Origin of the sequence: Methylobacterium thuringiense (assembly GCF_022179645.1) — a bacterium.
Taxonomy (GTDB): domain Bacteria; phylum Pseudomonadota; class Alphaproteobacteria; order Rhizobiales; family Beijerinckiaceae; genus Methylobacterium; species Methylobacterium thuringiense.
The window spans coordinates 48,592-74,018 of sequence record NZ_BPRA01000002.1; the positions used below are offsets into that span (position 1 = coordinate 48,592).

The 25,427-nt window shown below is 67.3% G+C and carries 22 protein-coding genes and 1 tRNA gene; 14 read left to right on the forward strand and 9 right to left on the reverse strand.

The window, feature by feature from the left end:
* The first annotated feature begins 8 nt into the window (after positions 1 to 8).
* From MFF07_RS02230 to MFF07_RS02255, 6 genes are all read left to right on the forward strand, one after another.
* A complete protein-coding gene (locus tag MFF07_RS02230; RefSeq protein WP_147816819.1) occupies positions 9 to 1,478 on the forward strand; it encodes a type II and III secretion system protein family protein in 1,470 nt (489 codons plus the stop codon).
* A 66-nt stretch (positions 1,479 to 1,544) separates the two neighbouring features.
* Positions 1,545 to 2,291, forward strand: a complete 747-nt coding sequence (locus tag MFF07_RS02235) for a CpaD family pilus assembly protein (RefSeq protein WP_147816818.1) — start codon at positions 1,545 to 1,547, stop codon at positions 2,289 to 2,291.
* An 81-nt stretch (positions 2,292 to 2,372) separates the two neighbouring features.
* Positions 2,373 to 3,626 carry a CpaE/TadZ family protein gene (locus MFF07_RS02240; protein WP_147816817.1) on the forward strand — a complete coding sequence of 418 codons (1,254 nt, stop codon included), beginning with the start codon at positions 2,373 to 2,375 and terminating at the stop codon, positions 3,624 to 3,626.
* Between the two features lie 131 nt (positions 3,627 to 3,757).
* Positions 3,758 to 5,212: a TadA family conjugal transfer-associated ATPase gene (locus MFF07_RS02245; RefSeq protein ID WP_147816816.1), complete on the forward strand. Its 1,455-nt coding sequence runs from the start codon at positions 3,758 to 3,760 to the stop codon at positions 5,210 to 5,212.
* Entirely contained in the window at positions 5,209 to 6,177 is a 969-nt protein-coding gene (locus MFF07_RS02250) for a type II secretion system F family protein (RefSeq protein WP_147816815.1), read from the forward strand. The genes MFF07_RS02245 and MFF07_RS02250 overlap by 4 nt, the downstream gene beginning before the upstream one ends.
* 37 nt (positions 6,178 to 6,214) lie before the next feature.
* Positions 6,215 to 7,183: a type II secretion system F family protein gene (locus tag MFF07_RS02255; protein WP_238230577.1), complete on the forward strand. Its 969-nt coding sequence runs from the start codon at positions 6,215 to 6,217 to the stop codon at positions 7,181 to 7,183.
* Positions 7,184 to 7,233: 50 nt separating this feature from the next.
* Here the strand turns inward: MFF07_RS02255 and MFF07_RS02260 are convergent, their stop codons facing one another.
* Complete coding sequence (locus MFF07_RS02260; protein ID WP_147816813.1) at positions 7,234 to 8,031, reverse strand: tetratricopeptide repeat protein; 798 nt, start codon at positions 8,029 to 8,031, stop codon at positions 7,234 to 7,236.
* A gap of 117 nt (positions 8,032 to 8,148) precedes the next feature.
* On the opposite strand from MFF07_RS02260, the gene MFF07_RS02265 reads away from it, so the two are divergent.
* On the forward strand, positions 8,149 to 9,543 hold the full coding sequence (locus MFF07_RS02265; protein WP_147816812.1) for a leucyl aminopeptidase family protein: 1,395 nt from the start codon (positions 8,149 to 8,151) through the stop codon (positions 9,541 to 9,543).
* A gap of 6 nt (positions 9,544 to 9,549) precedes the next feature.
* Here the strand turns inward: MFF07_RS02265 and MFF07_RS02270 are convergent, their stop codons facing one another.
* The 4 genes from MFF07_RS02270 to MFF07_RS02290 form a co-directional block, all read right to left on the reverse strand.
* Entirely contained in the window at positions 9,550 to 10,470 is a 921-nt protein-coding gene (locus tag MFF07_RS02270) for an EcsC family protein (protein ID WP_147816811.1), read from the reverse strand.
* Positions 10,467 to 11,885, reverse strand: a complete 1,419-nt coding sequence (locus MFF07_RS02275; protein ID WP_147816810.1) for an AmpG family muropeptide MFS transporter — start codon at positions 11,883 to 11,885, stop codon at positions 10,467 to 10,469. Before MFF07_RS02275 ends, MFF07_RS02270 begins: the two co-directional genes overlap by 4 nt.
* 88 nt (positions 11,886 to 11,973) lie before the next feature.
* Positions 11,974 to 14,730 carry a DNA mismatch repair protein MutS gene (mutS, locus tag MFF07_RS02280; protein ID WP_238230579.1) on the reverse strand — a complete coding sequence of 919 codons (2,757 nt, stop codon included), beginning with the start codon at positions 14,728 to 14,730 and terminating at the stop codon, positions 11,974 to 11,976.
* Positions 14,731 to 15,094: 364 nt separating this feature from the next.
* A complete protein-coding gene (locus MFF07_RS02290) occupies positions 15,095 to 15,397 on the reverse strand; it encodes a hypothetical protein (RefSeq protein WP_147821741.1) in 303 nt (100 codons plus the stop codon).
* Positions 15,398 to 15,611: 214 nt separating this feature from the next.
* Between MFF07_RS02290 and hrpB the strand changes: the two genes are divergently transcribed.
* Positions 15,612 to 18,107: an ATP-dependent helicase HrpB gene (hrpB, locus tag MFF07_RS02295; protein ID WP_238230581.1), complete on the forward strand. Its 2,496-nt coding sequence runs from the start codon at positions 15,612 to 15,614 to the stop codon at positions 18,105 to 18,107.
* Positions 18,108 to 18,111: 4 nt separating this feature from the next.
* On the forward strand, positions 18,112 to 18,549 hold the full coding sequence (locus tag MFF07_RS02300; RefSeq protein ID WP_238230583.1) for a DUF805 domain-containing protein: 438 nt from the start codon (positions 18,112 to 18,114) through the stop codon (positions 18,547 to 18,549).
* Positions 18,550 to 18,891: 342 nt separating this feature from the next.
* Here MFF07_RS02300 and MFF07_RS02305 read toward each other — a convergent pair whose 3' ends face one another.
* Positions 18,892 to 19,053 (reverse strand): hypothetical protein, encoded by a 162-nt coding sequence (locus MFF07_RS02305; RefSeq protein WP_238230585.1) that lies wholly within the window; start codon positions 19,051 to 19,053, stop codon positions 18,892 to 18,894.
* Between the two features lie 642 nt (positions 19,054 to 19,695).
* Here MFF07_RS02305 and MFF07_RS02310 point away from each other — a divergent pair.
* Complete coding sequence (locus MFF07_RS02310; protein ID WP_147821664.1) at positions 19,696 to 20,403, forward strand: Crp/Fnr family transcriptional regulator; 708 nt, start codon at positions 19,696 to 19,698, stop codon at positions 20,401 to 20,403.
* A 459-nt stretch (positions 20,404 to 20,862) separates the two neighbouring features.
* On the opposite strand, the gene MFF07_RS02315 is transcribed toward MFF07_RS02310, so the two are convergent.
* From MFF07_RS02315 to aroA, 3 genes are all read right to left on the reverse strand, one after another.
* Positions 20,863 to 21,093, reverse strand: coding sequence for a DUF6894 family protein (locus MFF07_RS02315; RefSeq protein WP_147821665.1), 231 nt, complete (start codon positions 21,091 to 21,093; stop codon positions 20,863 to 20,865).
* A 313-nt stretch (positions 21,094 to 21,406) separates the two neighbouring features.
* The gene (gene cmk / locus MFF07_RS02320; protein ID WP_238230587.1) at positions 21,407 to 22,039 is read right to left on the reverse strand and encodes a (d)CMP kinase; all 633 of its coding nucleotides are present in this window, start codon (positions 22,037 to 22,039) and stop codon (positions 21,407 to 21,409) included.
* 5 nt (positions 22,040 to 22,044) lie between these two features.
* Positions 22,045 to 23,394: a 3-phosphoshikimate 1-carboxyvinyltransferase gene (aroA, locus tag MFF07_RS02325; protein WP_238230590.1), complete on the reverse strand. Its 1,350-nt coding sequence runs from the start codon at positions 23,392 to 23,394 to the stop codon at positions 22,045 to 22,047.
* 240 nt (positions 23,395 to 23,634) lie between these two features.
* Here aroA and MFF07_RS02330 point away from each other — a divergent pair, with 240 nt between their 5' ends.
* The 4 genes from MFF07_RS02330 (at position 23,635) to queC (ending at position 25,399) form a co-directional block, all read left to right on the forward strand.
* A complete protein-coding gene (locus tag MFF07_RS02330) occupies positions 23,635 to 24,012 on the forward strand; it encodes a TIGR02300 family protein (RefSeq protein ID WP_238230591.1) in 378 nt (125 codons plus the stop codon).
* Between the two features lie 170 nt (positions 24,013 to 24,182).
* Positions 24,183 to 24,258, forward strand: a tRNA-Ala gene (locus tag MFF07_RS02335).
* A 78-nt stretch (positions 24,259 to 24,336) separates the two neighbouring features.
* The gene (queD, locus tag MFF07_RS02340) at positions 24,337 to 24,693 is read left to right on the forward strand and encodes a 6-carboxytetrahydropterin synthase QueD (protein WP_147818285.1); all 357 of its coding nucleotides are present in this window, start codon (positions 24,337 to 24,339) and stop codon (positions 24,691 to 24,693) included.
* Positions 24,680 to 25,399 (forward strand): 7-cyano-7-deazaguanine synthase QueC, encoded by a 720-nt coding sequence (gene queC / locus MFF07_RS02345; protein ID WP_147818286.1) that lies wholly within the window; start codon positions 24,680 to 24,682, stop codon positions 25,397 to 25,399. The genes queD and queC overlap by 14 nt, the downstream gene beginning before the upstream one ends.
* Positions 25,400 to 25,427: the final 28 nt, after the last annotated feature.

The following is a 25,427-nucleotide window of genomic DNA, read 5'->3' on the forward strand; positions in this document are numbered from 1 at the left end:
GGAGCGCCATGATGACGATGAACCGCAAGCGTCTGCTCCTTCCCGCCCTCTGCACGCTCGCAATGGCCTGTGTGGCCTTCGGCCGTGCGGAGGCGCAGCCCGACCCGCGCCTCGGTCAAGCTCCCGTGCTTTCGGTGGGGGCGAACGAATCCTCGGCCTCGCGCAGGGTCGACCTCAGCATCGGCCGTTCCCTGATCGTCGACCTTCCGCGCGATGCGAAGGAGGTGTTCGTCGCCAATCCGGCGGTCGCCAACGCGGTGGTGCGCTCGACACGCAAGGTCTTCATCATCGGCATCACCAACGGTGCGACCTCGATCTTCGTGATGGATGGCGACGGTCGTCAGATCGCGGCCCTCGATGTCACCGTTGCGCGCGATATCAGCGTCCTGCGCCAAACACTGAACCAGAGCATTCCGGGCGGCCGCTTCGACGTCCGCGCGGCGGGCGACTCTTTCATCCTGACCGGGAGTGTCGCGTCGGCCTCGGAGGCGCAGCAGGCCGTCGATATCGCCAACGGCTTCGTCGGAGCGAGCGGTGGCGGTGCCGGGGGCACCCGCGGCGCCATCATCAACAACCTGACGATCCGCGAGAAGGATCAGGTGATGCTGCGCGTCACCGTGGTCGAGGTGGCGCGCGTCGTGCTCAAGCAGTTCGGGGTGAACCTGAGCGGAGGCTGGTCGAACCTCAATCTCGTCAACGCGACCCCGCTTTCGCTGTCTGGCGGCCAGTTCCCGTCTGGCAACCTCCTTTCCGGTACGGTCAACACCGGCGGTGGCGGAAGTCTGACCGCCACCCTGCGAGCCTTCGAGCAGGCTGGCGTCTCGCGCATCCTGGCCGAGCCCACGCTGACCGCCGTTTCCGGCGAATCGGCGAATTTTACCGCTGGCGGGGAAATTCCGGTGCCGGCCAGCCAGGCCTGCGCCGTCGGCGGTCTGAACTGCGTGGTCGGCATCCAATACAAGCCCTACGGCGTCTCGCTGGTCTTTACCCCGATCGTTCTGTCGGAGAACCGGATTTCGATCCGCGTCGGCACCAACGTGACCGAGATCGACCCGCAGAACTCGTTCACTTTCGTCAGCGGAAGCACCAGCACCTCCGTGCCGGGCGTCACGGTCCGCAAGTCGGAGACGACGGTGGAGCTCGCCTCCGGCGCGACGATGATGACGGCCGGCCTGATCCAGCAGAAGTCGAAGGCCGCAATCAACGGCCTGCCGGGGCTCATCAACCTGCCGATCCTCGGCGCCCTGTTCCGCTCGCGCGACTACCAGCGCCAGGAGACGGAACTGATGATCATGGTCACTCCGTACATCGCCAAGGCGATGCAGCCGCAGCAGGTCGCGCGCCCCGACGACGGATTCGTCGATGCCACCGATCTGCAGGGTGTGCTGCTCGGCCGGCTGAACCGGATCTACGGCTCCGCCGGCGGCAGCTCGCTGGGACGCGGCTATCGTGGCCGCGTCGGCTTCATCGCCGACTGAGCCGGCTCTCCCCGACCCCTCACCGACATCCATGGCCGGCCCGAGGCCGCAGCAGGATCGCGAACGATGGCCCTCTACGCTCCCCTGACGCCGACGTCCCGATCGCCCCTGGCGTTGGCGGCGTTGGTGCTGCTCGCCGCTTCGCTCGGTGCCTGCAAAAGCGACCGTGTCACCGCGACGGGGTCCATCTACCCCGACGACGTGCGCGCGCGGCATCCCATCGTCCTCGCCGACGGCATCCGCACTCTGGATGTCTTTCCCACCGGCCCCGGTCATCTCGACCCGCGCCAGGCGGCGGATGTCGATGCCTTCCTGCTCGAATTCCGCCGCTACGGCCGCGGGCGGCTCGCCATCGACATTCCGCGCGGCGTGTCTCCCGGCGTCAGTGCGGCTGTCGAGCGCACCGGTGCTGCAATCCGCAGGCGTAGCACGGAGGGCGGCGTTCCGTCTGGTGCCGTCGTCGTAGCGAGCTACGCCGTCGCCGACCCGTCCCTCGCCTCGCCGCTGAGACTCAGCTTCGAACGTATGGAGGCTAAGGTCGCGAGCGCTTGTGGGATGTGGCCGCAGGATCTCGGCGTCAGCAACCCGGCCTTCAACCTGCGCAACGAGCCGTCCTGGAATCTCGGCTGTGCCACGCGCTCCAATATCGCTGCGCAGGTTGCCGATCCCGTGGACCTCGTCCGCGGCCGCCCGGAAGGCCGGATCGACACCGTTCGCCGGTCCCAGGTCATCGACAAGCTGCGCCAAGGCAACGATCCGTCAACCACATGGAGGCAGGATGGGACGGCCAACGTGAAGGGTGCGCTCCAGTAGCTGGGCGCACCAGCAGGCGGCCGGTTCGTCCCGCGTCGCTTGCCACCGAAGGCGCGCAAGCACTCGAATCGGAAACGAGACATGCCGGACCCGAACGAGGCCATCGACCGCATCATTGCCCCGGTGCCTCGGATCACCATCCAGGCCTTTTGCGAGACGCCGGAGACATCCGCGCTGATCGAGGCGGCGGTCGGCGACCGGCGCATGCAGAAGGCCCATGTGCGCATCCAGATGGGTGGCGGTGCGGCCGCGGTGGAAGCGTTCCGGCAGGCGCCGACGCCGAACGTAATCGTCATCGAGATCCAGGGGCCGAAATCGCGCCCCCTCGAATGCCTCGATTCCCTCGCCGAGGTTTGCGACCCCGGCACCAAGGTCATCATCATCGGCCACGTCAACGACGTGATGCTCTATCGCCAGTTCCTCCAGCGCGGCGTCAGCGAATACCTGATGGCGCCGGTCGAACCGCTCGGCCTGATCACCGCGATCTCGGACCTGTTCTCAGCGCCGGGGGCCAAGCCCGTCGGCCGGACCATCGCCGTCTTCGGCGCCAGAGGGGGCGCCGGAGCCTCGACGATCGCTCACAACCTCGCCTGGACCGTAGCGCGCGAGCACGGAACCGCGACGGTGATCGCGGACCTGTCCATTGCCTTCGGCACGGCCAGCCTCAACTTCAACCAGGATCCGCCGCAGGGCATCGCCGAGGCGGTCTTCGCGCCCGAACGCCTCGATTCGAATCTGCTCGACCGCCTGCTGTCGAAGTGCAGCGATAATCTCAGCCTGCTCTCGGCGCCCGCATCCCTGGACCGGACGGTCGACCTCTCTGAGGCATCATTCGATGCCCTGATCGACCTGTTGCGGGCTGCCGTGCCCTGTGTCGTGCTCGATGTACCGCAGGGCTGGTCCGCCTGGACGAAGCGCATCCTCGTCGGAGCCGACGAGATCCTGATCGTCGCGCAGCCCGATCTCGCCTCGCTGCGCAACACCAAGAACCTGCTCGCGGTACTGGCACAGAGCCGGCCCAACGACGCCCGCGCCCGCGTCGTTCTCAACGGCGTCGGCATGACCAAGCGTCCCGAGATCGCCGCGGCGGAATTCGCCAAGGCGCTCGACGTGCCGCCCTGTGCCGTTCTGCCCTTCGATCCGGCTCTGTTCGGCACGGCGGCGAATAACGGCCAGATGATCGCAGAGGTGCAGGCCAATTCGAAACCGGCCGAAATCTTCGCGTCCCTGGCGGCGGCCGTGACCGGCCGCGTGGAGATCCGCCGAGGCCGCGCGAACATGCTCGATCCGCTCCAGCCCCTGTTCGCCAAGCTCTCGCGCCGCAAGGCGTCCTAGAGCAGGCTGCGAAAAAGCGGCAACGGTTTTTCGCGCGAAGCCTGCTCTCAACTTTTGAATCGATCACGCTGCGTTTCGATCGATCCGAGCGAAACGCAGCGTGATCTAGACATCGGAAGGCGCTCGGCGCGATGTTCGGTAGACGATCAGGTTCGGCGGCGGCACCTGCCAGCGTGCCCGGCCCGGCCGCGCAGGTTGCGCCGCCGGTGCTGTATCAGGAAGAGCCCGCCCGGCCGCGCGTCGATGCGCCGGCCCCGAAGCAGGCCGTGGCGGTACCGGCAACACCTCAGAAATCCGAGGACTACTACCGCACGAAGAGCATGATCTTCGGTGCGCTGATCGAAGCGATCGACCTCACCCAGCTCGCCCGCCTCGACGGAGAAAGCGCCCGCGAGGAAATCCGCGACATCGTTTCGGAGATCATCGGCCTCAAGAACATCGTCCTGTCGATCGCAGAGCAGGAGGAGCTGCTCGACGACATCTGCAACGATGTCCTGGGCTACGGTCCCCTCGAGCCGCTGCTCGCGCGCGACGACATCGCCGACGTGATGGTGAACGGCGCGAGCCGGACCTTCATCGAGGTGAACGGCAAGATCCAGCTCACGTCCGTCCGCTTCCGCGACAACGCGCAGCTGATGAACATCTGCCAGCGCATCGTCAGCCAGGTCGGCCGGCGCGTCGACGAAGCCTCGCCGATCTGCGATGCGCGTCTTCCCGACGGTTCGCGCGTCAACGTGATCGCGCCGCCGCTCGCCATCGACGGCCCCTGCCTCACGATCCGTAAGTTCAAGAAGGACAAGCTCACTCTCGAACAGCTGGTCAAATTCGGCGCGATCTCGCCGGAGGGCGCAAAGATCTTGCAGATCATCGGCAAGGTCCGCTGCAACGTGGTGATCTCGGGCGGCACCGGCTCGGGCAAGACGACCCTGTTGAATTGCCTGACCGCCTTCATCGAGCATGACGAGCGCATCATTACCTGTGAGGACGCTGCCGAACTCCAGCTCCAGCAGCCCCATGTCGTGCGTCTCGAAACCAGGCCTCCGAATCTCGAGGGCCAGGGCACTATCAGCATGCGCGATCTCGTCAAGAACTGCCTGCGCATGCGGCCCGAACGCATCATCGTCGGCGAGGTGCGCGGACCCGAGGCGTTCGATCTGCTTCAGGCCATGAATACGGGCCACGACGGCTCGATGGGGACCCTGCACGCCAACTCCCCGCGCGAATGCCTCTCGCGTATCGAATCGATGATCACGATGGGCGGGTTCTCGCTGCCCTCGCGCACCCTGCGCGAGATGATCACCGGATCGATCGACGTGATCGTGCAGGCGATGCGCATGCGCGACGGCTCGCGCCGCATCACCCACATCACCGAGGTGATGGGGATGGAGGGCGACATCATCATTACCCAGGACTTGTTCGTCTATGACATCCTCGGCGAGGACGCGAACGGACGCCTGATCGGCCGCCACCGCTCGACCGGGATCGGTCGTCCGCGTTTTTGGGAACGGGCCCGCTATTACGGCGAGGAGCAGGCGCTGGCCGCGGCTCTGGATGCGGCCAGCGCACAGGGAGAAGTGGCCGCATGAACGTGTCGGGCGCCTCTCTCGCCGCTGGCCTCGTGGCCGTGGCCGCCGGCGGTGTCGCCTACGTTTTCCTGATGCCGCTGCTGTCCAGCGAGCGGCGGGCGGAACAACGCCGGAAATCCCTCGGTGCCGTCAAGGTTTCCGTCGACCGGGCCTCCGCGCTCAACCGCCGCGATCAGGTCGCCAAGAGTCTCAAGGAGATCGAGGCCAAGAAGAACACCGGGAAGGTAACCCTGGACGTTCGGTTGGCCCGAGCCGGTCTCGACTGGTCGCGGGAACGCTTCTTCGTGGTCGCAGCGGTGATGGCCGTCGTCTTCGCGCTGCTCGCCCTGTTCCTGACCGGGGAGCCCCTGGCGGCGGTCGGCGCACTCTTCGCCGGTGGCTTCGGGTTGCCGATCTGGATGTTGTCCCTTCTTCAGGCGCGACGCACGAAGAAATTCGTGGCCGAGCTGCCTAACGCCATCGACGTCGTGGTCCGCGGTATCCGTTCGGGCATTCCCGTCGGCGATTGCCTGCGCATCATCGCGCGCGAGGCGGAGGAACCGCTACGCAGCGAATTCCGGATCGCTGTCGAAGCGCAGACGGTCGGCATTCCGATGTCGGATGCGATCCTGCGGATGTACGAGCGCGTGCCGGTCACCGACGTCAATTTCTTTGCCGTCGTCATCGCCATCCAGGCCAAATCGGGCGGAAACCTCTCGGAAGCCTTGGGCAACCTTTCCCGCGTCCTGCGCGAGCGCAAGAAAATGGTTGGCAAGGTGCAGGCGATGAGCATGGAGGCCAAGGCCTCGGGCGTCATCATCGCCGCCCTGCCGTTCATCGTGGCGCTGCTGACTTACCTATCGAGCCCGGACTACGTCTCGCTGCTCTGGACGACGACAGTCGGCAAGGCGGCACTGGTGGTATCCGCCTTCTGGATGTCGCTCGGGATCTTCTCGATGAAGAAGATGATCACCTTCGATATTTGACGTCGACCCGGCGCAGACCGGCCTGGGAAGCACAACCATGAGCGCGACATTTATAGAGTTCCTGACCAATCCGAAAGTCGGAGCGATGGTGCTGACGGGCCTCGCGGCCGCGGCCACCGTGTTCACCCTGGTGCAGCCGCTGGTCGAGACCGACAAGCTCGGTAAGCGCATGAAGCTCGTCAGCGACGAACGCGAGCAGTTGCGGCAGCGCGAGCGCGAAAAGCTGACGAACAAGTCGTCGCTCCGCTCCGAGCCCAAGGCCTACATGAAGCGGATCGTCGATCGCTTCCAGCTGAGCGCATGGCTCGGCACCGACACGGCCAAAGCGAAGCTCGTCATGGCCGGCTTCCGAGGCCAGGGCGCAGAGACCGCGTTCCTGTTCTTCCGGCTCGTCTCACCGGCTGTGGCGGCGGTGGTCGCGATTTTCTACCTGTTCGTGCTCGGTGTGCTCGATCAACCCTTCATCGTCCGGTTCGGGTTGGTGATCCTCGCGCTCTTCATCGGCATCAAGGTGCCGGAACTCTATCTGTCGAACCGCACGAGCAAGCGGCAGGCGGAGATCAAGCGCGCATGGCCGGATGCTCTCGATCTGACCCTGATCTGCGTCGAATCGGGGATGGCGGTCGAGAATTCCTTCCGGCGGGTTGGCATCGAGATCGCAACGCAATCGGTGGTGCTGGCCGAAGAGTTCGCCCTAACTGTCGCGGAACTTTCGTATCTGCCCGACAGGCGCGCGGCCTACGAGAATCTGGCGAACCGCGTCGGCTTGGACGCGGTCAAATCGATCACGACGGCACTGATCCAGGCGGAGCGTTACGGGACGCCGGTGGGACAGGCACTCCGGGTTCTGGCGCAGGAAAGCCGCGATCAGAGGCTCAACGACGCAGAAAAGAAAGCTGCAGCGCTTCCGCCCAAACTCACCGTGCCGATGATCCTGTTCTTCCTGCCGGTCCTGTTCGTCGTCATCCTGACGCCGGCGATCATCCAGATCTTCCACTACCAGTGATCGCGCCCGATCGGGGTGCTCGATCGCTTCCGAGGGGAAATCCGCACCGTTCAGCCGCGCGGCGGGACCGCCGCCGTCTTCGGGAGGCGGCGGTTCGCAGCCTGCCGGGCCGCCATCGAGCGGAGCGAAGCGACGTTGGCGGAAGCCTCCTCGGGCGAGAGATCCTGACGTAAGACGCCCTCCGCCTCGTCGAACCGGCCCTTCAGCCCGAGGGCCAGAGCAAGATTCTGCCGCACGCGCGCATCCGCCCGCGGCTGTGCCACCGCAAGGCGAAGGGTGTTCTCGCCCTCGTCGAGTTGATGCGCCAGGACGTAGGAGAGACCGAGATTCGAGAGGATCGACGGCTCGTTCGGCGCGATCTTGAGCGCTGCGTCGTAGAAGCCCTGTGCCCGGGCATGATCGCCGAGCTGATCGGCCACCGTCCCTTGTGCCGAGAGGACGCGCCAGTCGGGCTGGGCTGGCGTATGGGCGTTCTGAAGCACTTCCGAGGCCTCGGAGAACCGGCCGGCGTCGGCGAGGCTCTTGCCGTAGGCGGCGAGAACATAGCGATCCTTGGGATTGCGGAGAGCGGCCTGCTGCAGCACGGCGACGGCCTGGGTCCGCTGGTTCGTCGCGCGCAGCGCCGATGCGTAGCGCAGAGCGCCCCGGATGTCCGAAGGGTCCGAGGTGTAGCTGGTGCCGAGCGCCTCGACCTCGCCGCGCGTCACGCTGCGAGGTCCTGCCGAGCCGCCGATCGATCCGGTCGTCTCCGGAGACCGCGACTGACACCCCGCGGCGAGGAAGGCGACGAGCGCCACGGTGCCGAGGAACCGGCCGACCCGGCCGGACGAGGAGACCTCCGCACGCATGTTACGCTCCGCATCACCGTCGCCGACGGCATCGCCGTCCCGGTCTTTCGGTGATAGGCGGTTAACCCTAACGGCCCGTAAACCGATCCCTCCCCGACCATATCCAAACGAGCGCCGATGCCGACAGACCGCCTCGACCTGCTGCCAGCCGGAACCGCTGCGATCCCGATCCGCTGCCTGGAGCCCGCGGAATGGCCGGCCTTCCAGGCCGGACTGTCGCCGATTCAGCGCGCCTATGCCGGGGCGACGGGGTTCTCACCGAAAGCCGGGCGGGTCTGCCTGTTGCCGGCTCCCGACGGCACGCTCGATCGCGTGCTGTTCGGCCTCGGCGACACGGCCGCTGCGGCTCACGATCGTCTCGTCGCCGGGAGGCTCGTCGGATCGCTGCCGGAAGGCCGCTATCGATTCGAGCCTGAGGGCGGCGTCGATCTCGGCGAGGCTACCCTGGCCTGGCTGCTGTCGAGCTACCGCTTCGGCCGCTACAAGGCCGCGTCGGCACAGCTCCCGAGCCTGGTCGCGTCGGACTGCATCAATGCCGATGCCATCCTGCGTGTCGCCCGCGCCGTCGCCGCCGGACGAGACCTCGTCAACACCCCGTCGAACGATCTCGGTCCGGCGGAGATCGAGGACGCGGCGCGCATCCTCGCCGAGCGCTTCGGCGCCGCAATCGCGGTGACGGGCGGCGACGAACTCGCTCGGGAGTTTCCCCTCGTCCACGCGGTCGGCGCCGCCTCGCCGCGGGCCCCGCGCCTGATCGACCTGACCTGGGGTGCGCCCGACTCACCGCGCGTGACGCTCGTCGGCAAGGGCGTCGTGTTCGATACCGGTGGGCTCGACATCAAGCCGTCCAGCGGCATGCTGCTGATGAAGAAGGACATGGGCGGTGCCGCCGCGGCGCTCGCCGCCGCCGAAATGGTGATGGGATCGGGCCTGAAGCTGCGCCTGCGCCTGATTGTCCCCACCGTCGAAAATGCAATCGCCGGCAATGCCTTCCGTCCGGGAGACGTGATCCGGGCCCGCTCCGGCCTCACCATCGAGATCGGCAATACGGACGCGGAAGGCCGTCTGATCCTGGCCGACGCGTTGGCCCTCGCGGACACCGAACAACCGGACCTGCTGGTCGATTTTGCAACCCTGACCGGGGCGGCGCGTACGGCGCTGGGGCCCGACCTTCCCGCCTTCTTCACAGAGGACGATGCGCTGTCACTGGCGATCGAGCAGGCCGGCATGTCTGCGATCGACCCGGTCTGGCGGCTACCTCTGCACGCGCCCTATGCAAGCTTGCTCGATTCAAAGATCGCCGACCTGAACAACGTGTCCGGCGGGCCATTCGCCGGAGCGATCACGGCCGCACTGTTTCTGCGCCGCTTCGCTCCGAAGACGAAGCGACACGTGCATTTCGATCTCTACGGCTGGAACCCCTCGACGAAGCCCGGTCGCCCCGAGGGTGGCGAGGTCCAGACCGCGCGCCTCGTCCACGCCTTGCTGAAGACGCTGTATCCGGCCGGCTGAGGTCGTTCAGCCGAGCCCGAGGGCATCCTTCTCGGAGGCGTATGCCTCGCGGACCGTCGTCTCGCCGTAGCGTCGCTCCAGGCGGCGCACCGTGAAATGCGCCCGGGCCATGGCCTGGAAATGGTTCATGAAGGCGGTGTTGATCGCGGCACCGCCAAAGGCTCCGATCAGCGGCACGGCCTGGGCCGCGACCTTCTGCGAGACCACGATGCCGAATCGCGAGGCGATCTGCGAGGCGAAGCGGATCAGCGCGGGCGCCGACGAATCCAGCACCGAGCGGTTGGCGGCGTATTTGGCGGCCTCCGCCATCGTCTTGGTGAGCGCTGCCCGGACGGCGAAGTAACCGCTCTCGGACAGGGCGGTCTCGGCCCCGTTGCGACCGCCGAGGGCGAAGACCTGGACGCAGGCGAGCGCGTTCTCCGGGTCGCTCAGATCCTCGCCCTCCTCCCGCGCGATCTCGGCGATCGAGCGCAGCATCAACGTCGTCGAGACCGGCAACTCCACAGCGAGCGTTGCGAGCCCGAAGGCGCCGCCGAGCGCGCCCGATAGCGCAGCCATGGCCTTGTGCTTCGCGTCGCTGGACTGGAACAGACGGCTCAGCCGGTTGCCCGTCTCTCCGATCCGAACCTCGACGGCCGATCCCGTGGACGCGACCGCCTTGTCGGGCAGGGTCGCCAGCGCGACGCGAAGCGCCGTGCGCATGGCGCCTTCGGCCGAGCGCGCCACCACGTCGGTCACTGGCGTCGGCAGTGCGCGCCCGATCATGTCGAGCGGTGCGCCGGCCGCTGCCGACAGCCGCGTGGCGAGGCTCGGCTTCTCGAGCACGGAGACGGCGCGGCGGAGCGCAGTCAGGTCTGCGTCGCTCAAGGAGCGAAAGGCTTCGATGGGGACCGGCAGGACCTCGCCGGCCAAGGAGATGTCGTTCACGTCTGCGCCCTCGCGGCTGCGGCCGGGATGCCGGTTGTTCCAAGCTCGCGACCCGCCGAAGGGTTCCCCGGTGCAACATCGGCGATCGCGTGCTGCGCGGCGGCTCGACGCTGGGGCACGCGTCCCACCGCAAAACACAGCGCGACCACGGGGATGCCGATTGCGGCGGTCATCGTGAAGAAGGCGGGGTAGCCGTAGGCGGCCACGAAGAAGCCCGATGTTCCCGCGACGAGCTTGCCAGGCAACGCGTAGAGCGACGAGAACAGGGCATATTGCGTGGCCGCGTAGCCGGGTGTCGTCAGGCTCGACATGTAGGTGATGAGGGCGATGCCGGCGAAGGAGCCGCACAGGCTCTCCACCGAGACCGCGATCGCGAGGCGCCAGATCTCCGGCGCACCGAGCGACAGCCACGCAAGCGAGAGATGCGAGGCCGCGGCGATGAAGGCGCCGGCGACGAGTGCGGGGAACATGCCGAAGCGGGCGATCGCCCAGCCGCCGGCGAAGCCGCCCGCGATCCCGACCCAGATGCTGAAGAGTTTCGCAATCGTCGCGATCTCCTTCAGGTCGTAGCCGAGCCTGATGTAGAGCGGGTTCGCCATCACGCCGGAGATGAAGTCCGGCATCCGGTAGAGCGCGACGAGCAGGAGCACTGCGTAGAGCGCGTTGCCCATGCGGCCGTGGAGTTCGGTCAAGGGCTCGAAGATCGCGCGGCGCATCCGGTCCGCGCGGCTGGCAGGCTTGAGCGGAAGCGTCGGATCCGCGTCCTGCTTCCGGTCGTATCGGCCCGCGAACAGGGCCGCCACGAAACCCACGCCCATCGCGGCGGCCATGATCAGGTAGGCCATGGTCCAGCCGCCATAGGCCGCGACGTAGAGCGCGCCGGCACCGGCCAGGATCAGGCCGAAGCGGTAGCCGAGGTTGGAGGTCGCCGCGAGGATGCCCTGCATGTCGGTGCCGGCCGCCTCGATGCGCCAGCCGTCGATCACCACGTCCTGCGTCGCCGCGCAGAAGGCGACGAGGAACGCGCCGAGACCGAGCAGTGCGAGGTGTTCCTTCGGATCGGAGAAGGCCATCAGCACGAGGCAGAGCGCGGTCGCGACCTGCGTGAGGACCATCCAGGCCCGTCGCCGTCCGAGCCGGGCGGCCAGGAACGGCAGGTCGATCCGGTCGATCGTCGGAGCCCAGAGGAATTTCAGCGAGTACGGCAGCGCGACGTAGCTGAACAAGCCGATCGTCTTGATGTCGATCTCGGATGCGGCCATCCGCAATGTGAAGGTGCCGAGCACCAGAAGCAGCGGCAGGCCCGAGGAGAAGCCGAGCGCCAGCATCTGGATGATGCGCGGGTCGTCGAGGATGTCGCGCAGGCGGAACTTCCGGGCCACGGGCTCGGTCGCGCCTGCAGTGATCGCGGCCATGGGTCGAACTCCTCGCGCAATGCCGCCTTATCCGCAAACATCGTGGCAGTCTTGGGCCGTGCGGGGCAATGCGGGCTTCGAACGAGGCTTACGCCTTGCGGGCGCGTTCCCGCTTCAGGCGGTAGAGCGCATCCAGGGCCTCACGCGGCGTCATCGCATCCGGATCGAGTTCGTCGACGAGGGCTCCGATTGCGTCGTCGACCACGATGGCCTGTGCCGCCTCGGGCGGCGGTGCGTCGGCGAGGCTTGCGAACAGCGGTAGGTCGTCGATCTTGCGGCGCGTCGGCCGATCGCGCTCCGACGCCTCCAGCCCCTTCAGGATCGCGCCGGCCCGCGCAACCACGCCTTTCGGCAGGCCGGCGAGGCGCGCGACCTGCAGCCCGTAGGATCGTTCGGCGACGCCCGGCACCACCTCATGCAGGAAGACGACATCGCCGCGATGCTCGGTGACCCGCAGCGTCGCGTTGTCGAGCCGTGAGAGCCGCTGCGACAGCGCGGTGAGTTCGTGGAAATGCGTGGCGAACAGGGAACGGCAGCCGTTGCTCTCGTGCAGGTGCTCGAGACAGGCCCAGGCGATCGACAGGCCGTCGAAGGTCGCCGTCCCGCGCCCGATCTCGTCGAGCACCACGAGGGAGCGGCGGGTGGCCTGGTTCAGGATCGCCGCCGTCTCGACCATCTCGACCATGAAGGTCGAGTGTCCGCGTGCCAGATCGTCCGCCGCGCCGACGCGGGAGAACAGCCGGTCGACGAGCCCGAGATGCGCGGAGCGCGCCGGCACGAACGCGCCCATCTGGGCGAGCACGACGATTAGCGCATTCTGGCGCAGGAAGGTCGACTTGCCGCCCATGTTCGGGCCGGTGACGAGGCGGATGCGTCCGCTCTCTTTCCCCGACAGGTCGCAGTCGTTGGCGATGAACGGATCGCCCGAGCGGCGCAGAGCCGCCTCGACCACTGGATGGCGGCCGCCTTCGATAGCGAAGGCCACACCCTCGTCGAGCCGCGGCCGGGCCCAGTCGAGTTCCACCGCGAGGTCCGCATGGCTCGCCGCCACGTCGAGGGCTGCCAAGGCTTCGGCGACGTCGGCGATCACTGTCGCCTGCGCCATGACGAGGGCGGCCAGCGCCTCGAATACCTGGCCTTCCATGGCGAGCACGCGGTCGGAGGCGCCGGAGATTTTCGACTCGAGTTCACCGAGTTCGAAACTGGTGAAGCGCATGGCGTCGATCATGGTCTGGCGATGCACGAAATCGCGCATCAGGCCCTTGAGACAGGCCTCGCCCACCGCCTGCGGCACCTCTATGTAGAAGCCGAGCATGTTGTTGTGCTTGATCCGCAGGGTCCGGCAGCCGGATTCCTCGGCGTAGCGGGCCTGGAGCGCCGCGATCACTTTGCGGGAATCCCGGCCGAGTTCGCGCGACTCGTCGATGTCGGAACGGTAGCCGGCCCGCACGAAGCCGCCGTCGCGGCGGTTGAGCGGCAGGTCGTCGGCGAGCGCGGCAGCAAGCTCTGCGACGAGTTCGGTATCGATGCCTGCGAGGCGCTCGCCGATCACGGATAGCGCTCGCGGCGCACCCTGCAGCGAGGCCAGCCGGTCGGCGATCCGCGCCGCGGCGTCGAGCCCGTCGCGAAGCGCGGCGAGGTCGCGCGGCCCGGCTCGTCCGAGCCCCGTTCGCGACAGAGCCCTGGCGAGGTCCGGCGCGCCGGCCAGCGCATCGCGGAGCGCCCGGCGTAGAGCGGCCTCGTCGGCAAGATAGGCAACGGCTGCCTGGCGCTGGCTGATCGTCTCCAGGTTCGTCAGCGGGCCGGCCAGATGCTCGGCCAGCAGCCTTGCGCCGCCGGCCGAGACGGTGCGGTCGATGGTGTCGAGGAGGCTACCCTTGCGCTCGCCCGAGAGCGTCCGTGTCAGTTCCAGATTGGCGCGCGTCGCCGCGTCGATCGAGAGGGTCGCGCCGCTGGCCTCGCGGGTCGGTGCGGAGAGTGGGACGCGGGCGCCGATCTGCGTGCGCTCGATGTAGAGAAGCGCCGCACCGGCCGCCGCGATCTCGGCACGGCTGAAGGCGCCGAAGCCGTCCAGCGTCGCGACGCCGAATTGTTCGCGGATGCGCCGTTCGGCCGAAGCGGGTTCGAGCTCGGCCTGTGCCAAAGGCACGACGGCGGCCGCGGTATCGCGCCACAGCCTCGCGAGGGCGGGATCCGAAAAAATCGCTTCGGAGAGGACGATCTCGCGGGGCTCGTGCCGGGCGATGGCGGCTGCGAGCTCGCCGTCGGCGACCTCGCTCAGTGAGAAGCGGCCGGTGGAAATGTCGATGGCGGCGAGCCCATAGGCCTGAGCCTGCTCCGAGATCTTCCGGCGCCCGACCGCCAGCAGCAGGTTGGCACGCGCGGGATCGAGCAGCCGGTCCTCGGTGATCGTACCGGGGGTGACGAGGCGCTGGACCTCGCGCCTGACCACGGATTTCGGCCCACGCTTCTTGGCTTCCGCCGGATCCTCGACTTGCTGGCAGACGGCGACGCGGTGTCCGAGGGCGATCAGGCGGCTGAGATAATCGTCGGCCCGCTCCACCGGCACGCCGCACATCGGGATCTCGTTGCCGCCGTGCTTGCCGCGCTTGGTCAGCACGATCCCGAGGGCCCGCGAGGCGATCTCGGCATCCTCGAAGAACAGCTCGAAGAAGTCGCCCATCCGGTAGAACAGGAGGCAGTCGGGGTTGGCCGCCTTGATCTCGATGTACTGCGCCATCATCGGCGTCGCGCCGGCGAGCGCGAGAGGCTCCTTCGCGCTCACGGCATCCGCACCCTTCGCGTGCTGGTCGAGGGGAATGGATCGTAGGGCAGGACGGCTCATGCGCGATGCTTAGCAGAAGCGGTCCGCTGAATCAGGCGGGCGCCGCGTCTCGCCTGGGGAAACGGCTTGGCGGCCCTCTCGAGGAGCCGGCCGACGTGCTGGTGATGCCGATATTCAATCCGCTTCGATCTCTTCGGAGGTGCTGCAGGAGCTTGGACGCGGCATTGTGCGGAGGCCGATCCCAGTCGGCTTCGACAGGGCCGTGCAGATCGTGCCGCTCGGCGCGACCGACGCGGATTTCGTTAACATGGCCGCAAGAGCGTCCTTCGATATCGGCGGTCGAGACGGACACAAAAAATCCTCCCGGCGCGACACCGGGAGGATTTTTTATTTGTAACCAGAAGCTTGGATCGAAATTCGTGCCTCAGTAGCGCGGACCGTTGGTCGTGTTGCCGAGCTGCTGCTGGTAGCCGGGGCGCTCGGGATTGCGAGCATTCGGATTGCCGTGGTGGTGCGTGTTGTGGCGACGCATCATCCGCTCGTGCTTCGTGGTGCCGTGATGGCCCATGTGGGAGTGATGGTGGTGGCCGCGGTGACGCACCGTCTCGATCGTGTCTCCTGCCACCAGGGCGGCATGCGGCATGGCCGGTGCAGCGGATGCCGACACCGCTCCAAACCCGATGGCGCCGAGCAGCGCACCGGCTGCGAGTGTCGTTGCGAACCGCATGTCTGAAACCTTCCGTCGTCTGCGCCCGATGCGCGAACAGTGAAGTCGGGTTTGCGCGATCCGTTCCGTCGTACGGTGATGTTTACGGACAGGGAAATCACTGAGATGACGAAGAAATCCGGCGGCGTCCCGACGGAGCCGGCACAGGAGTGCCGACCTTTGGAGATCGCGCGGCTCGCTTGATTTCGCATCGACGCCGAGCCATGCCCGCGCCGTGTCATCCGCCATCGGCCGCGTGCCGCTCCCGATCGATGCCGCGCTGCCGCGACTGCGCGAGGCGCTGCAACGGCACAACGCCGCCGTCCTGGTCGCGCCGCCCGGTGCCGGCAAGACGACCCGCGTTCCGCTCGACCTCCTCGACGCGCCCTGGCTCGCCGGCAACAGGATCATCCTGCTCGAACCGCGTCGTCTGGCGGCACGCGGCGCTGCCGAGCGGATGGCCAGGACGCTCGGCCAAGACGTTGGCGAGACTGTCGGAATTCGTGTCCGGCTCGGCTCGAAGGTCTCGTCCCGGACCCGGATCGAGGTCGTCACCGAGGGCGTGTTCTCGCGGATGATCCTCGACGACCCGGAGCTGTCGGGTGTCGGCGCGGTGCTGTTCGACGAGTTCCACGAGCGCTCCCTCGACGCCGATCTCGGCCTCGCCTTCGCGCTGGATGCGCAGGCCGGATTGCGGGAGGACCTGCGTATCCTGGTGATGTCGGCGACGCTCGACGGGGCGCGGGTCGCGGTCCTGCTCGGCGATGCCCCGGTGGTCGAATCCGAAGGCCGCGCCTTTCCCGTCGAGACCCGCCACCTCGACCGCGAACCCACTGTACGGATTGAGGATTCCATGGCCGAGGCGATCCTGCGCGCCTTGCGCGCCGACCCTGGATCAGTGCTCGCCTTCCTGCCCGGACAGGCCGAGATCCGCCGTGTCGCCGAACGTCTCGAAGGCCGTGTCGGGCCGGAGACGGATCTGGCGCCGCTCTATGGGGCGCTGACGCAGGGGGAGCAGGACCGGGCCGTCTCGCCATCGCGGGACGGGCTGCGGAAAGTGGTGCTGGCGACCGCGATCGCCGAGTCGTCCCTCACCATCGAAGGCGTTCGAATCGTTGTGGATTCCGGCCTGTCCCGCGTGCCCGTCTACGAGCCCGGCAACGGCCTGACGCGCCTCGTCACGGCCCGCGCCTCCCGCGCCTCGGTCGATCAGCGGCGCGGGCGTGCGGGACGGACCGAGCCGGGCGTGTGCTGGCGGCTCTGGACCGAGGCGGGCACCGGCGCGCTGGAGCCGTTCACGCGTCCCGAAATCCTCGCTGCCGACCTGTCGGGGCTCGTGCTCGACTGCGCTGCCTGGGGCGTCAAGGATCTGACATCGTTGCGGTTTCTCGACTCCCCGCCGGCCCCTGCCCTCTCTGAGGCGCGGGCGCTGCTGACCCGTCTCGGCGGGCTCGACGGGGACGGCCGGATCACCCCGACGGGGCAGGCGCTGCGGTCCTTGCCGCTGCCGCCGCGGCTGGCGCGGATGGTGGTGACGGCGGCGGGCGTCGGTGCGGCGCGCCAAGCCTCTGAACTCGCAGCGGTTCTGGTCGAGCGCGGGCTCGGCGGCGACAGCGTCGATCTCGCCGAGCGGCTGGAGCGGTTCTCGCGCGAGCGCGGCGGCCGGGCCGGCGACATGAGACGGCTGGCGGAGGGCTGGGCGCGGCAGGCCGAACGCTCGGGCGTTGCCCCGGAAGACACTGATCTGACTGCGGAAATCCTGTCCGAGCCCGGCGCCCTGCTGGCGCTGGCCTACCCCGATCGCATCGCCAAGTCGCGGGGTCGGGACGGGGTCTTCGTGATGGTGAACGGGCGCGCGGGGCGGCTCGACCCCGCGAGCGCGCTGGCCCGGGAGCCCTTCATCGCCGTGGCGGACCTCGTCGGAAGCGCCGCTTCGGGCCGCATTCTGGGTGCTGCCGTGGTTAGTCTCGATGTACTCCATGGTTTAGCCAGGACCAGCATCGAGACCACCACCAGCGTCGCTTTCGACGCGGACCATGGCCAGCTGCGGGCCCGCACCGTCCAGAAGCTCGGCGCCATAACCTTAGGTGAACGTCCGCTGCCGGTGCCGGTCGACGAAAGCTCCGCGGAAATCCTCGCCCGCGGCCTCGCCGGTCTCGGCCTCGACAGGCTGCCCTGGAGCCCGGCTCAGACCCAGTGGCGGGCGCGGGTCCGCTTCCTCCGTCAGGCCGAGGGCGACGCGTGGCCGGATCTCTCGGACGAGGCGTTGACGGGATCGGTCGAAGACTGGCTCGCCCCGGCGATCGTCGGGCGGACCGGACGCGACTCGGTGACGGCGGAGGATCTCGGCCGGGCGCTCGACGGCCTCTTGCCGTGGACCCTGCGGGCGCGGCTCGATGCGGAGGCGCCGACCCATCTCGACGTGCCGAGCGGATCGCATATCCCGATCGATTACGAATCGGGCCCGGAGCCGGTGCTGGCGGTGCGGGTGCAGGAGCTGTTCGGCCTCGACCGGCATCCGAGCCTCGGCGGCGGCCGGGTGCCGGTGGTGCTCCACCTGCTCTCCCCGGCCCATCGCCCGCTGCAGATCACCCGCGACCTGCCCGGCTTCTGGCGCGGATCCTGGGCCTCGGTGCGCTCCGAGATGCGCGGACGCTATCCGCGCCACCCCTGGCCCGAGGACCCGCTCTCGGAAGCCCCGACGCGGCGGGCCAAACCGAGGGGCACGTGAGGACGTGAGCGCCGCCCGGATCACGGCCTGGTTCGACCCGCGCGGACGGCTGTCGCGCCGGGCCTATGGGCGGCGCGTGATATGCCTGCTTCTGCTTTCGGCGGTCCTGTTCTGCGTCGCGGTCGCCCTCGGAGCGCAGGGTTGGCGCGCGGGAGCGTTCGCGGCGATGGGCTGCATCGTCGCCCTCTGGCTCGCGAGCCTCGCCCAGACAATCCGCAGGCTGCATGATCGCGGCCGTACGGGCTGGTGGCTGTCGCTCCCCCTGGCGCTGACGGCGCTCGGCGTCCTGCCGGTCGAGACGCAGGCCGACGCCCACCCGGTCGCCGTGGTGACCTACACCCTGGCCACGCTTGTCGCCTCGCTCTGGTTCCTGTCGGAGACCTTCGGCCGGCGCGGCCTACCCGGCCCGAACCGCCATGGGTCCGATCCCTGCGATCGATGACGGGCCGCTACCGCGCCTGATCGCGAAGTCCGCGCTGTACAGCGCCACCGGCTCCCGATCGCGGGGTGCCTGGAAGCCGCCGGCAAGTCTCGAAACAACGTCGTTTCGAGACCCGATCCGGTAAACAGCCGAGCGGATTTTCGACTTTCTGCGTCATATTTCGAATATAAGTGGGTATTTTGAAAATAATCGTCAAAATAACGGACGGATAAAATATAATGTGCTAAAGGGATTATTAGGCTCGGTTCGAGCGAACATTTTGCAAAAGGCGTGATGTCGTCGGACTGCAAAACGAATCTTGTCTGATGTCGGTTGGCCCGGCGAGCCAGTCGTGTCGTGCCGTCAGTCAACAAGCCGGCTTATATCTCGTCGGATGGTGGTCTCGCGGCGTTCGGCGCCGGAATGCATCGCTCCGAGCAGACGAACGATGCAATCGCCGGCCACGATCGGGGGTTCGTCGATGACGGTCTGCTTGGCTGAATCGTCGACATCCTCATAGCGCACTTTCCGAACCGGCGGATGTCGGATCTTCGAACGAAAGCAAGTCGAAGCCGACACTTGGAGCCGCCGGGCTCGATGTGTCGGGTCGCGTCTGGGCGGCTCAGTCCTCTCGATGGTGACGTCACCGCACAGATCCGACGGGCTGCGCTCGCCCCGGTCTTCAGGTCGCTCCCGGCGACGAAAGACGATGCCGTTGCGCTGGGGGATGCGCTCACACGTCTCCGGTCAAGTAAAGCTTAGTCGTCCGATGCAGAACGCGGCGCACCATGTCCAGAAATGCGCGGCTTCGAAAGGATCCGCTGGATCCGAAGATGCCACGCGTGGCAGCACGATGAGCGGGAGCTTCGCCAATCGTAATGTCGATTGACGGAAAGTCCTCTTGATTTTGCGGGATCTGGTATCGAAAACGACTTCAAGATTGTAAAATAAATCTCTTACAATCTGGTAAGTAATGACTATATCCCGGACGAACCGAAATCGAAAGATGTAAACTTACTCAGGAATTTCGTCGGGTACCCGACAAAGACATGCGGTTATCTTGCCGGGGCGAGAAAAATCCTAAAAAGCGATGCCGTCTTCGACACTCGTTGGCGCGGACGTCCGAGAGACAGCGCGAGCTTTTTCTCTTGTTGGAAAGAGTTCACCGTGTCCGTGCAGCCCTCCGTCAGGAACCGCCTTCTCCGGCACTGCAACCCGTCCGACTTCGCGTTGCTCGAGCCGCATCTGGTCCCTGTCCAACTCGATCTCAAACTGTCGCTGATCTCGCCGCATGAGCCGATCCGCGATCTGGTTTTCCCGGAGAGCGGTTTCGTTTCGATCGTCGCGGGACGGCAGGGGCGTCAGGCCGAGACCGGGCTGATCGGCAACGAGGGCCTCGTCGGCGCCGTACCCATTCTTCTGGCCGGCGACCGGACGCCCGACGCGCATTTCGTGCAGGCTGCCGGACATGGTTTGAGCATCGGCGTCGACGCGTTTCAGGCTGCGACGCGAGCGAGCAGAAGCCTGGAGAAGCTCTTCCTGAGCTTCATCCATACCTTGCTGATCCAGACGGCACAGACGGCCTACGCCAATCTCAGCCACACGCTCGACACACGCCTCGCCCGTTGGCTCCTGATGTGCCAGGACCGTCTCGGCGGCAGCGAACTCGCGGTCACGCACGAGTTTCTCGGGATCATGCTCGGCGTTCAGCGGTCGAGCGTCACGGTGGCGATCCAAGTGATCGAAGGCAACCAGCTCATCCGGGCCCGTCGTGGCCGGATCGAAGTGCTCGACCGGGCCGGCCTGGAAGCGGCAGCCGGCGATTCCTATGGCGTGGCGGAGGCCGAGTACGCACGCCTGATCGGAGCGGCATGACGGACACGGCCGCGCGGAGTACCGTCGCCATGGCCCGAATATCGTATCGCGGCCATCCGTGATCGGGTGGCCTACACGTTTGCCGTCTGGGTCCAATATTCGGCGATTCCCTGGTGCCGAAGACTTCTTTTGCCAAGCTCTCGAGTTGTGCCGCAGCCAACCGAGCAGTCGCAGTGTCAACAATTCGTAGTTGCACGATTGTTATGTATGGTATACGACATAGCGATTGTGGGCCGATATTCCCGGGAGTCGGCGGCTGAGAGAGTCCTGCACTTTCGCCCCAGGCTTACGCGGCAGTTGCGGGTAGCCCGATGACAAATGCCGACGATCGTATCGTCGCGGAAATCTCGCGTAATATCGCCTTGGTCATGGACGATCTGGGAGAGCGAGAAAGCTTCCGTCTTCGCGTCCTCCTCGAGATGATCGCCCTCAAGTTGGCCAAACAGCCGCGCGAAGGTTCTAAAATTCCTCAACCTGACACACGAGACGGACCTTGAGCGGCGTCCTGCCCGCTTCGTCTCGAACCGTCATCACCAACGTGGTATCCTTCGCATCCTCGGCTTCGGCCGCCGTGAGCGACGTCATCACCCGCAGAGCCTCCCGGCGCAGGGCGGCGAGGTCGGCGATCTCGCGACCTATCTCGTCCGGGATATCGGATCCGTCGTTCAGATCGAAGAAATACCGGGCCAACCTTGCCTCTCCGCGGGCTGGGGCAAATCTGCGTAAACCATGGCACCGTGGCACGAAGTATTGAGCCCACAGTCGAGATTAATCTATCGGAATTTCATATGTATGCAACTTTGGCTGGCCGCTGATCTATGGCCATCCCCATGCAAAGCGCACATGGGAATGGCAAAACAATGATATCGAGCGGTCGAAATCGTACGCTTCCGTTCGAAGCCCGCTAGCGAGTCGGCTCGGATATTGTATCCGAGCGGATGATTTAAGATATTGGTTTATATCGAACTTTTTGAATCCGACGGCAATTTTCCGGGCAGAGATTTTAGTGCTCGCGTGCCCTGTCCACCACGTCGCGGGCGGCGGCGAAGGCCTCCTCCGCATCGAGTTCCGTGGTGTCGAGGCGTACGGCGTCCTCTGCGGCCTTGAGCGGCGCGGCGCTGCGCGAAGAATCGCGCGCGTCGCGGGCGCGGATGTCGGCGAGGATCGCGGCCAGCGTCGTCTCCTCGCCTCGGCCGGCGAGTTCGCGGTGGCGGCGGCGGGCGCGTTCCTCGGGCGAGGCCGTGATGAACAGCTTCACCCGCGCGTCGGGGCAGATCACCGTGCCGATGTCGCGTCCGTCGAGCACCGCGCCGGCCTCGCCGCCGGCGAAGCGGCGCTGCCACGACAGAAGCGCAGTCCGAACCTCCGGCACGCTGGAGACCCGCGAGGCGGCCTCGCCCATGGCGCGCTCGCGCAGGCGCGGGTCGGCGAGCTGGTCGGCGACGAGGCGGGCGGCGGTGCGGGCCGCCTCCCCGCCGTCGTCGAGGTCCGCGCCGGCATCGAGCATCAGCAGGGCGACCGCCCGGTAGAGCAGCCCGGTATCGAGATGCGGCAGCCCGTAATGATGGGCGAGGCGCTTGGCGAGAGTGCCCTTGCCGGAGGCGGCAGGCCCGTCGATGGCGATGACCAGCGGCACGCGCGTCACTCCGAGATCGCGGCGCCGAGCGCAAGCATGCTCTGCGTGAAGCTCGGGAAGCTCGTCGCGATCATCGCGCCGTCATCCACCGTGACGGGGTTTCGCGAAGCGAGGCCCAACACCAGGAACGACATGGCGATGCGGTGATCGAGATGCGTCGCCACGGTGCCGCCGCCCTGCGGGGCCGTGCCGTCGCCGGTGACGACCAGGTCGTCGCCCTCGATCCTGTGGGGGATGCCGTTGGCGGCGAGCCCGTCCGCGACGGCGGCGAGCCGGTCGGATTCCTTCACCCGCAGCTCGTGCAAGCCATTCATGCGCGTGGTGCCCTCGGCAAAGGCCGCGGCCACGGCGAGCACCGGATACTCGTCGATCATGGCCGGCGCCCGCTCCGGGGGCACGTCGACGCCCCTGAGACGGCTCGCGCGGACGCGAAGGTCCGCGACGGTCTCGCCGCCCTCCTCGCGTTCGTTCAGGCGCTCGATGTCGCCGCCCATCTCGATCAGCGTGGTGATGAGGCCGGTGCGCAGCGGGTTCATCATCACGCCCTGGATCGTCACCTCCGAGCCCGGCACGATCAGGGCGGCTACCAGGGGGAACGCCGCCGAGGACGGATCGGCCGGCACGACGACACCGGTGCCGCGCAGGGTCGGCTGACCGGTGAGCGCGATGGCGCGGCCGTGTCCGTCGGGACCGTGTGGCGTCACCGCGACCTCGGCGCCGAACAGGCGCAGCATCCGCTCAGTGTGGTCGCGGGTGGCGGCCGCCTCGATCACGGTGGTGACGCCCGGTGCGTTGAGCCCGGCGAACAGCACAGCCGACTTGATCTGGGCCGAGGCCACCGGCGTCTCGCAGCTGATCGGGATCGCCTCGGACGGTCCACGCAGGGTTAGCGGCACGCGCCCGCCCTCGGCCTCGCTCACGATCTCGGTACCCATCTTCAGGAGCGGATCGAGGATGCGGCGCATGGGGCGCTTGCGGAGAGAGGCGTCGCCGTCGAAGTTCGCGGTGACCGGCTGGCCGCCGACGACGCCCATCATCAGGCGCGAGCCGGTGCCGGCATTGCCGAAATCGAGCGTTTCGGTCGGATCGCCCATGCCGCCGATGCCGACGCCGCGGATCACCCAGCGCCCGTCGCCCAGGCGCTCCATGGACGCGCCGAGAGCCCGGCAGGCAGCGGCCGTGCGCAGGACGTCGTCGCCTTCGAGCAGGCCTTCGACCCGCGTCTCGCCGATCGAGAGAAGTCCCAAGATCATCGCGCGGTGCGAGATCGACTTGTCGCCCGGCGGCCGCAGCGTGCCGCGGAGCGGTGCTCCGGGCGAGGCGGTGACGGGCTGCGGCTCGGAGGCGTGCGACACGGGAATCGTCGGGGTTCGGCTGGGAGGGGTTCTGCTGGAATTTGCGGGCCGCCGCGGCGCCCCGGAACCCGCGCCGGTTACCATGGGCCTGCGCCGCCGTCATCCGCGCCGGACATCCCGCCCGGACCAGTAGGCGTCGGTGGCGATCTCTCCGGCCGGCGCATGCATATTTGACATGCTTGGCAGAGCCGACTAACGGGGCCGCGCTCCCCCCGACACGACCTCCAGAGGTTCCAGCCCGTGGCCCGACCGGAACTCGGTATCAAGCGCCAATGCATGAATTGCGGCGCGAAGTTCTACGACCTCGACCGCGATCCGGCGACCTGCCCGAAATGCGGCACGGTCTTCCAGATGGCCGCCGGCGGCCGCGTCGCCGCGCCGATCGTGTCCCGCAAGGATGACGACGAGGAAGACGAGGACGAGAGCCGTCCGGAGGTGGTCTCCCTCGACGAAGCCGAGGCGAGCGAGGACAGCGACGCGAAGGTCGACGGCGATGACGGCGACGACGACGATTCGTCTTCGACCAGCACCGACGACGACACCTTCCTCGAAGAGGAGGATGACGACGACGTGTCGGATCTCGTCGAGAACGACGGCGACAACGACGAGGACAGCTGACACCCGGCCGCCCTGTTGCCGCCGAGGCACAGGCGGTGGGGTCGGAAAATAGAGCGGAAAAGGGGCTTGCGTCTCCGCCGGCCCTCCGCTTATAGAACCGCCCTCCCCGACGGGCTTCCCGCCGGGGCGATCCACCGAAACGGACATACCAGACCGTTTCGGCAAAGAGTGGGGCCTTAGCTCAGCTGGGAGAGCGCTTCCATGGCATGGAAGAGGTCATCGGTTCGATCCCGTTAGGCTCCACCATTTTCCTTTTCTAAGCTCGTCGCTCAGTTCAGATGCCAAGCGTCGCCGCGATCGAGTCGCGCCGCCGGACGAGACACGATGAAGATCACCCAGGCCTTCACCTTCGAGGCGGCGCACCGCCTGCCGAACGTGCCGCAGACGCATCGCTGCTTCCGCATGCATGGGCATTCCTATCGCGTCGAGCTGCAGGTCTCCGGTGCGGTGGACGGCGACAGCGGCTGGGTCATCGACTTCTACGACGTCGAGAGCGCCTTCGCGCCGATCCTCGACCAGCTCGACCACCACTGCCTCAACGAGATCGAAGGTCTCGCCAATCCCACCGCCGAGCACATCGCGGCCTGGATCTGGCATAAGACCAAGCCGGTGCTGTCCGGCCTCTCCTCCGTCAAGGTGTTCGAGACGCCGCTTTCGTGGGCGGAGTATGACGGCGACTGACGGTTTTGACGACGGCGCGCTGGTTCTGTTCTCGGGCGGACAGGATTCGGCGACCTGCCTCGCCTGGGCGCTCGACCGCTTCCCCCGCGTCGAAACCCTCGGTTTCGATTACGGCCAGCGCCACCGCATCGAGCTCGAATGCCGCGCCGGCCTGCGCAAGGGCCTCACGAGCCTCGACCAGACCTGGTGGCGCCGGCTCGGCCGCGACCACACCATCGATCTCGCGGCGCTCGGCGAGGTCTCGGACACTGCGCTGACCCGCGAGACCGAGATCGCGATGGAGGCCGACGGCCTGCCCAACACCTTCGTGCCGGGCCGCAACCTCGTCTTCCTCACCTTCGCCGCCGCCCTCGCCTATCGCCGGGGCCTGCGCCACATCGTCGGCGGCATGTGCGAGACCGACTATTCCGGCTACCCGGATTGCCGCGACGACACCATCAAGGCGCTCCAGGTCGCGCTCAACCTCGGCATGCAGCGCCGCTTCGTCCTCCACACCCCCCTGATGTGGCTCGACAAGGCCGCGACCTGGGCGCTGGCCGAAGACCTCGGCGGCAAGCCGCTGGTCGACCTCGTCGTGGAGGGCAGCCACACCTGCTATCTCGGCGAGCGCGGCGCGCGGCACGCCTGGGGATACGGCTGCGGGATGTGCCCGGCATGCGCGCTGCGGGCGAAGGGGTTTGCGCGGTACGTGGCCGGCGGCGCCTGAAACGCACTTCGAATCTGGCCATTGCGGG

What these genes read in the sequence shown, in the direction of transcription:
- MFF07_RS02230 (WP_147816819.1), top strand. Translation starts at nt 9, where the DNA reads ATGATGACGATGAACCGCAAGCGTCTGCTCCTTCCCGCCCTCTGCACG.
- MFF07_RS02235 (WP_147816818.1), top strand. Translation starts at nt 1,545, where the DNA reads ATGGCCCTCTACGCTCCCCTGACGCCGACGTCCCGATCGCCCCTGGCG.
- MFF07_RS02240 (WP_147816817.1), top strand. Translation starts at nt 2,373, where the DNA reads ATGCCGGACCCGAACGAGGCCATCGACCGCATCATTGCCCCGGTGCCT.
- MFF07_RS02245 (WP_147816816.1), top strand. Translation starts at nt 3,758, where the DNA reads ATGTTCGGTAGACGATCAGGTTCGGCGGCGGCACCTGCCAGCGTGCCC.
- MFF07_RS02250 (WP_147816815.1), top strand. Translation starts at nt 5,209, where the DNA reads ATGAACGTGTCGGGCGCCTCTCTCGCCGCTGGCCTCGTGGCCGTGGCC.
- MFF07_RS02255 (WP_238230577.1), top strand. Translation starts at nt 6,215, where the DNA reads ATGAGCGCGACATTTATAGAGTTCCTGACCAATCCGAAAGTCGGAGCG.
- MFF07_RS02260 (WP_147816813.1), bottom strand. Translation starts at nt 8,031, where the DNA reads ATGCGTGCGGAGGTCTCCTCGTCCGGCCGGGTCGGCCGGTTCCTCGGC.
- MFF07_RS02265 (WP_147816812.1), top strand. Translation starts at nt 8,149, where the DNA reads ATGCCGACAGACCGCCTCGACCTGCTGCCAGCCGGAACCGCTGCGATC.
- MFF07_RS02275 (WP_147816810.1), bottom strand. Translation starts at nt 11,885, where the DNA reads ATGGCCGCGATCACTGCAGGCGCGACCGAGCCCGTGGCCCGGAAGTTC.
- mutS (WP_238230579.1), bottom strand. Translation starts at nt 14,730, where the DNA reads ATGAGCCGTCCTGCCCTACGATCCATTCCCCTCGACCAGCACGCGAAG.
- MFF07_RS02290 (WP_147821741.1), bottom strand. Translation starts at nt 15,397, where the DNA reads ATGCGGTTCGCAACGACACTCGCAGCCGGTGCGCTGCTCGGCGCCATC.
- queD (WP_147818285.1), top strand. Translation starts at nt 24,337, where the DNA reads ATGAAGATCACCCAGGCCTTCACCTTCGAGGCGGCGCACCGCCTGCCG.
- queC (WP_147818286.1), top strand. Translation starts at nt 24,680, where the DNA reads ATGACGGCGACTGACGGTTTTGACGACGGCGCGCTGGTTCTGTTCTCG.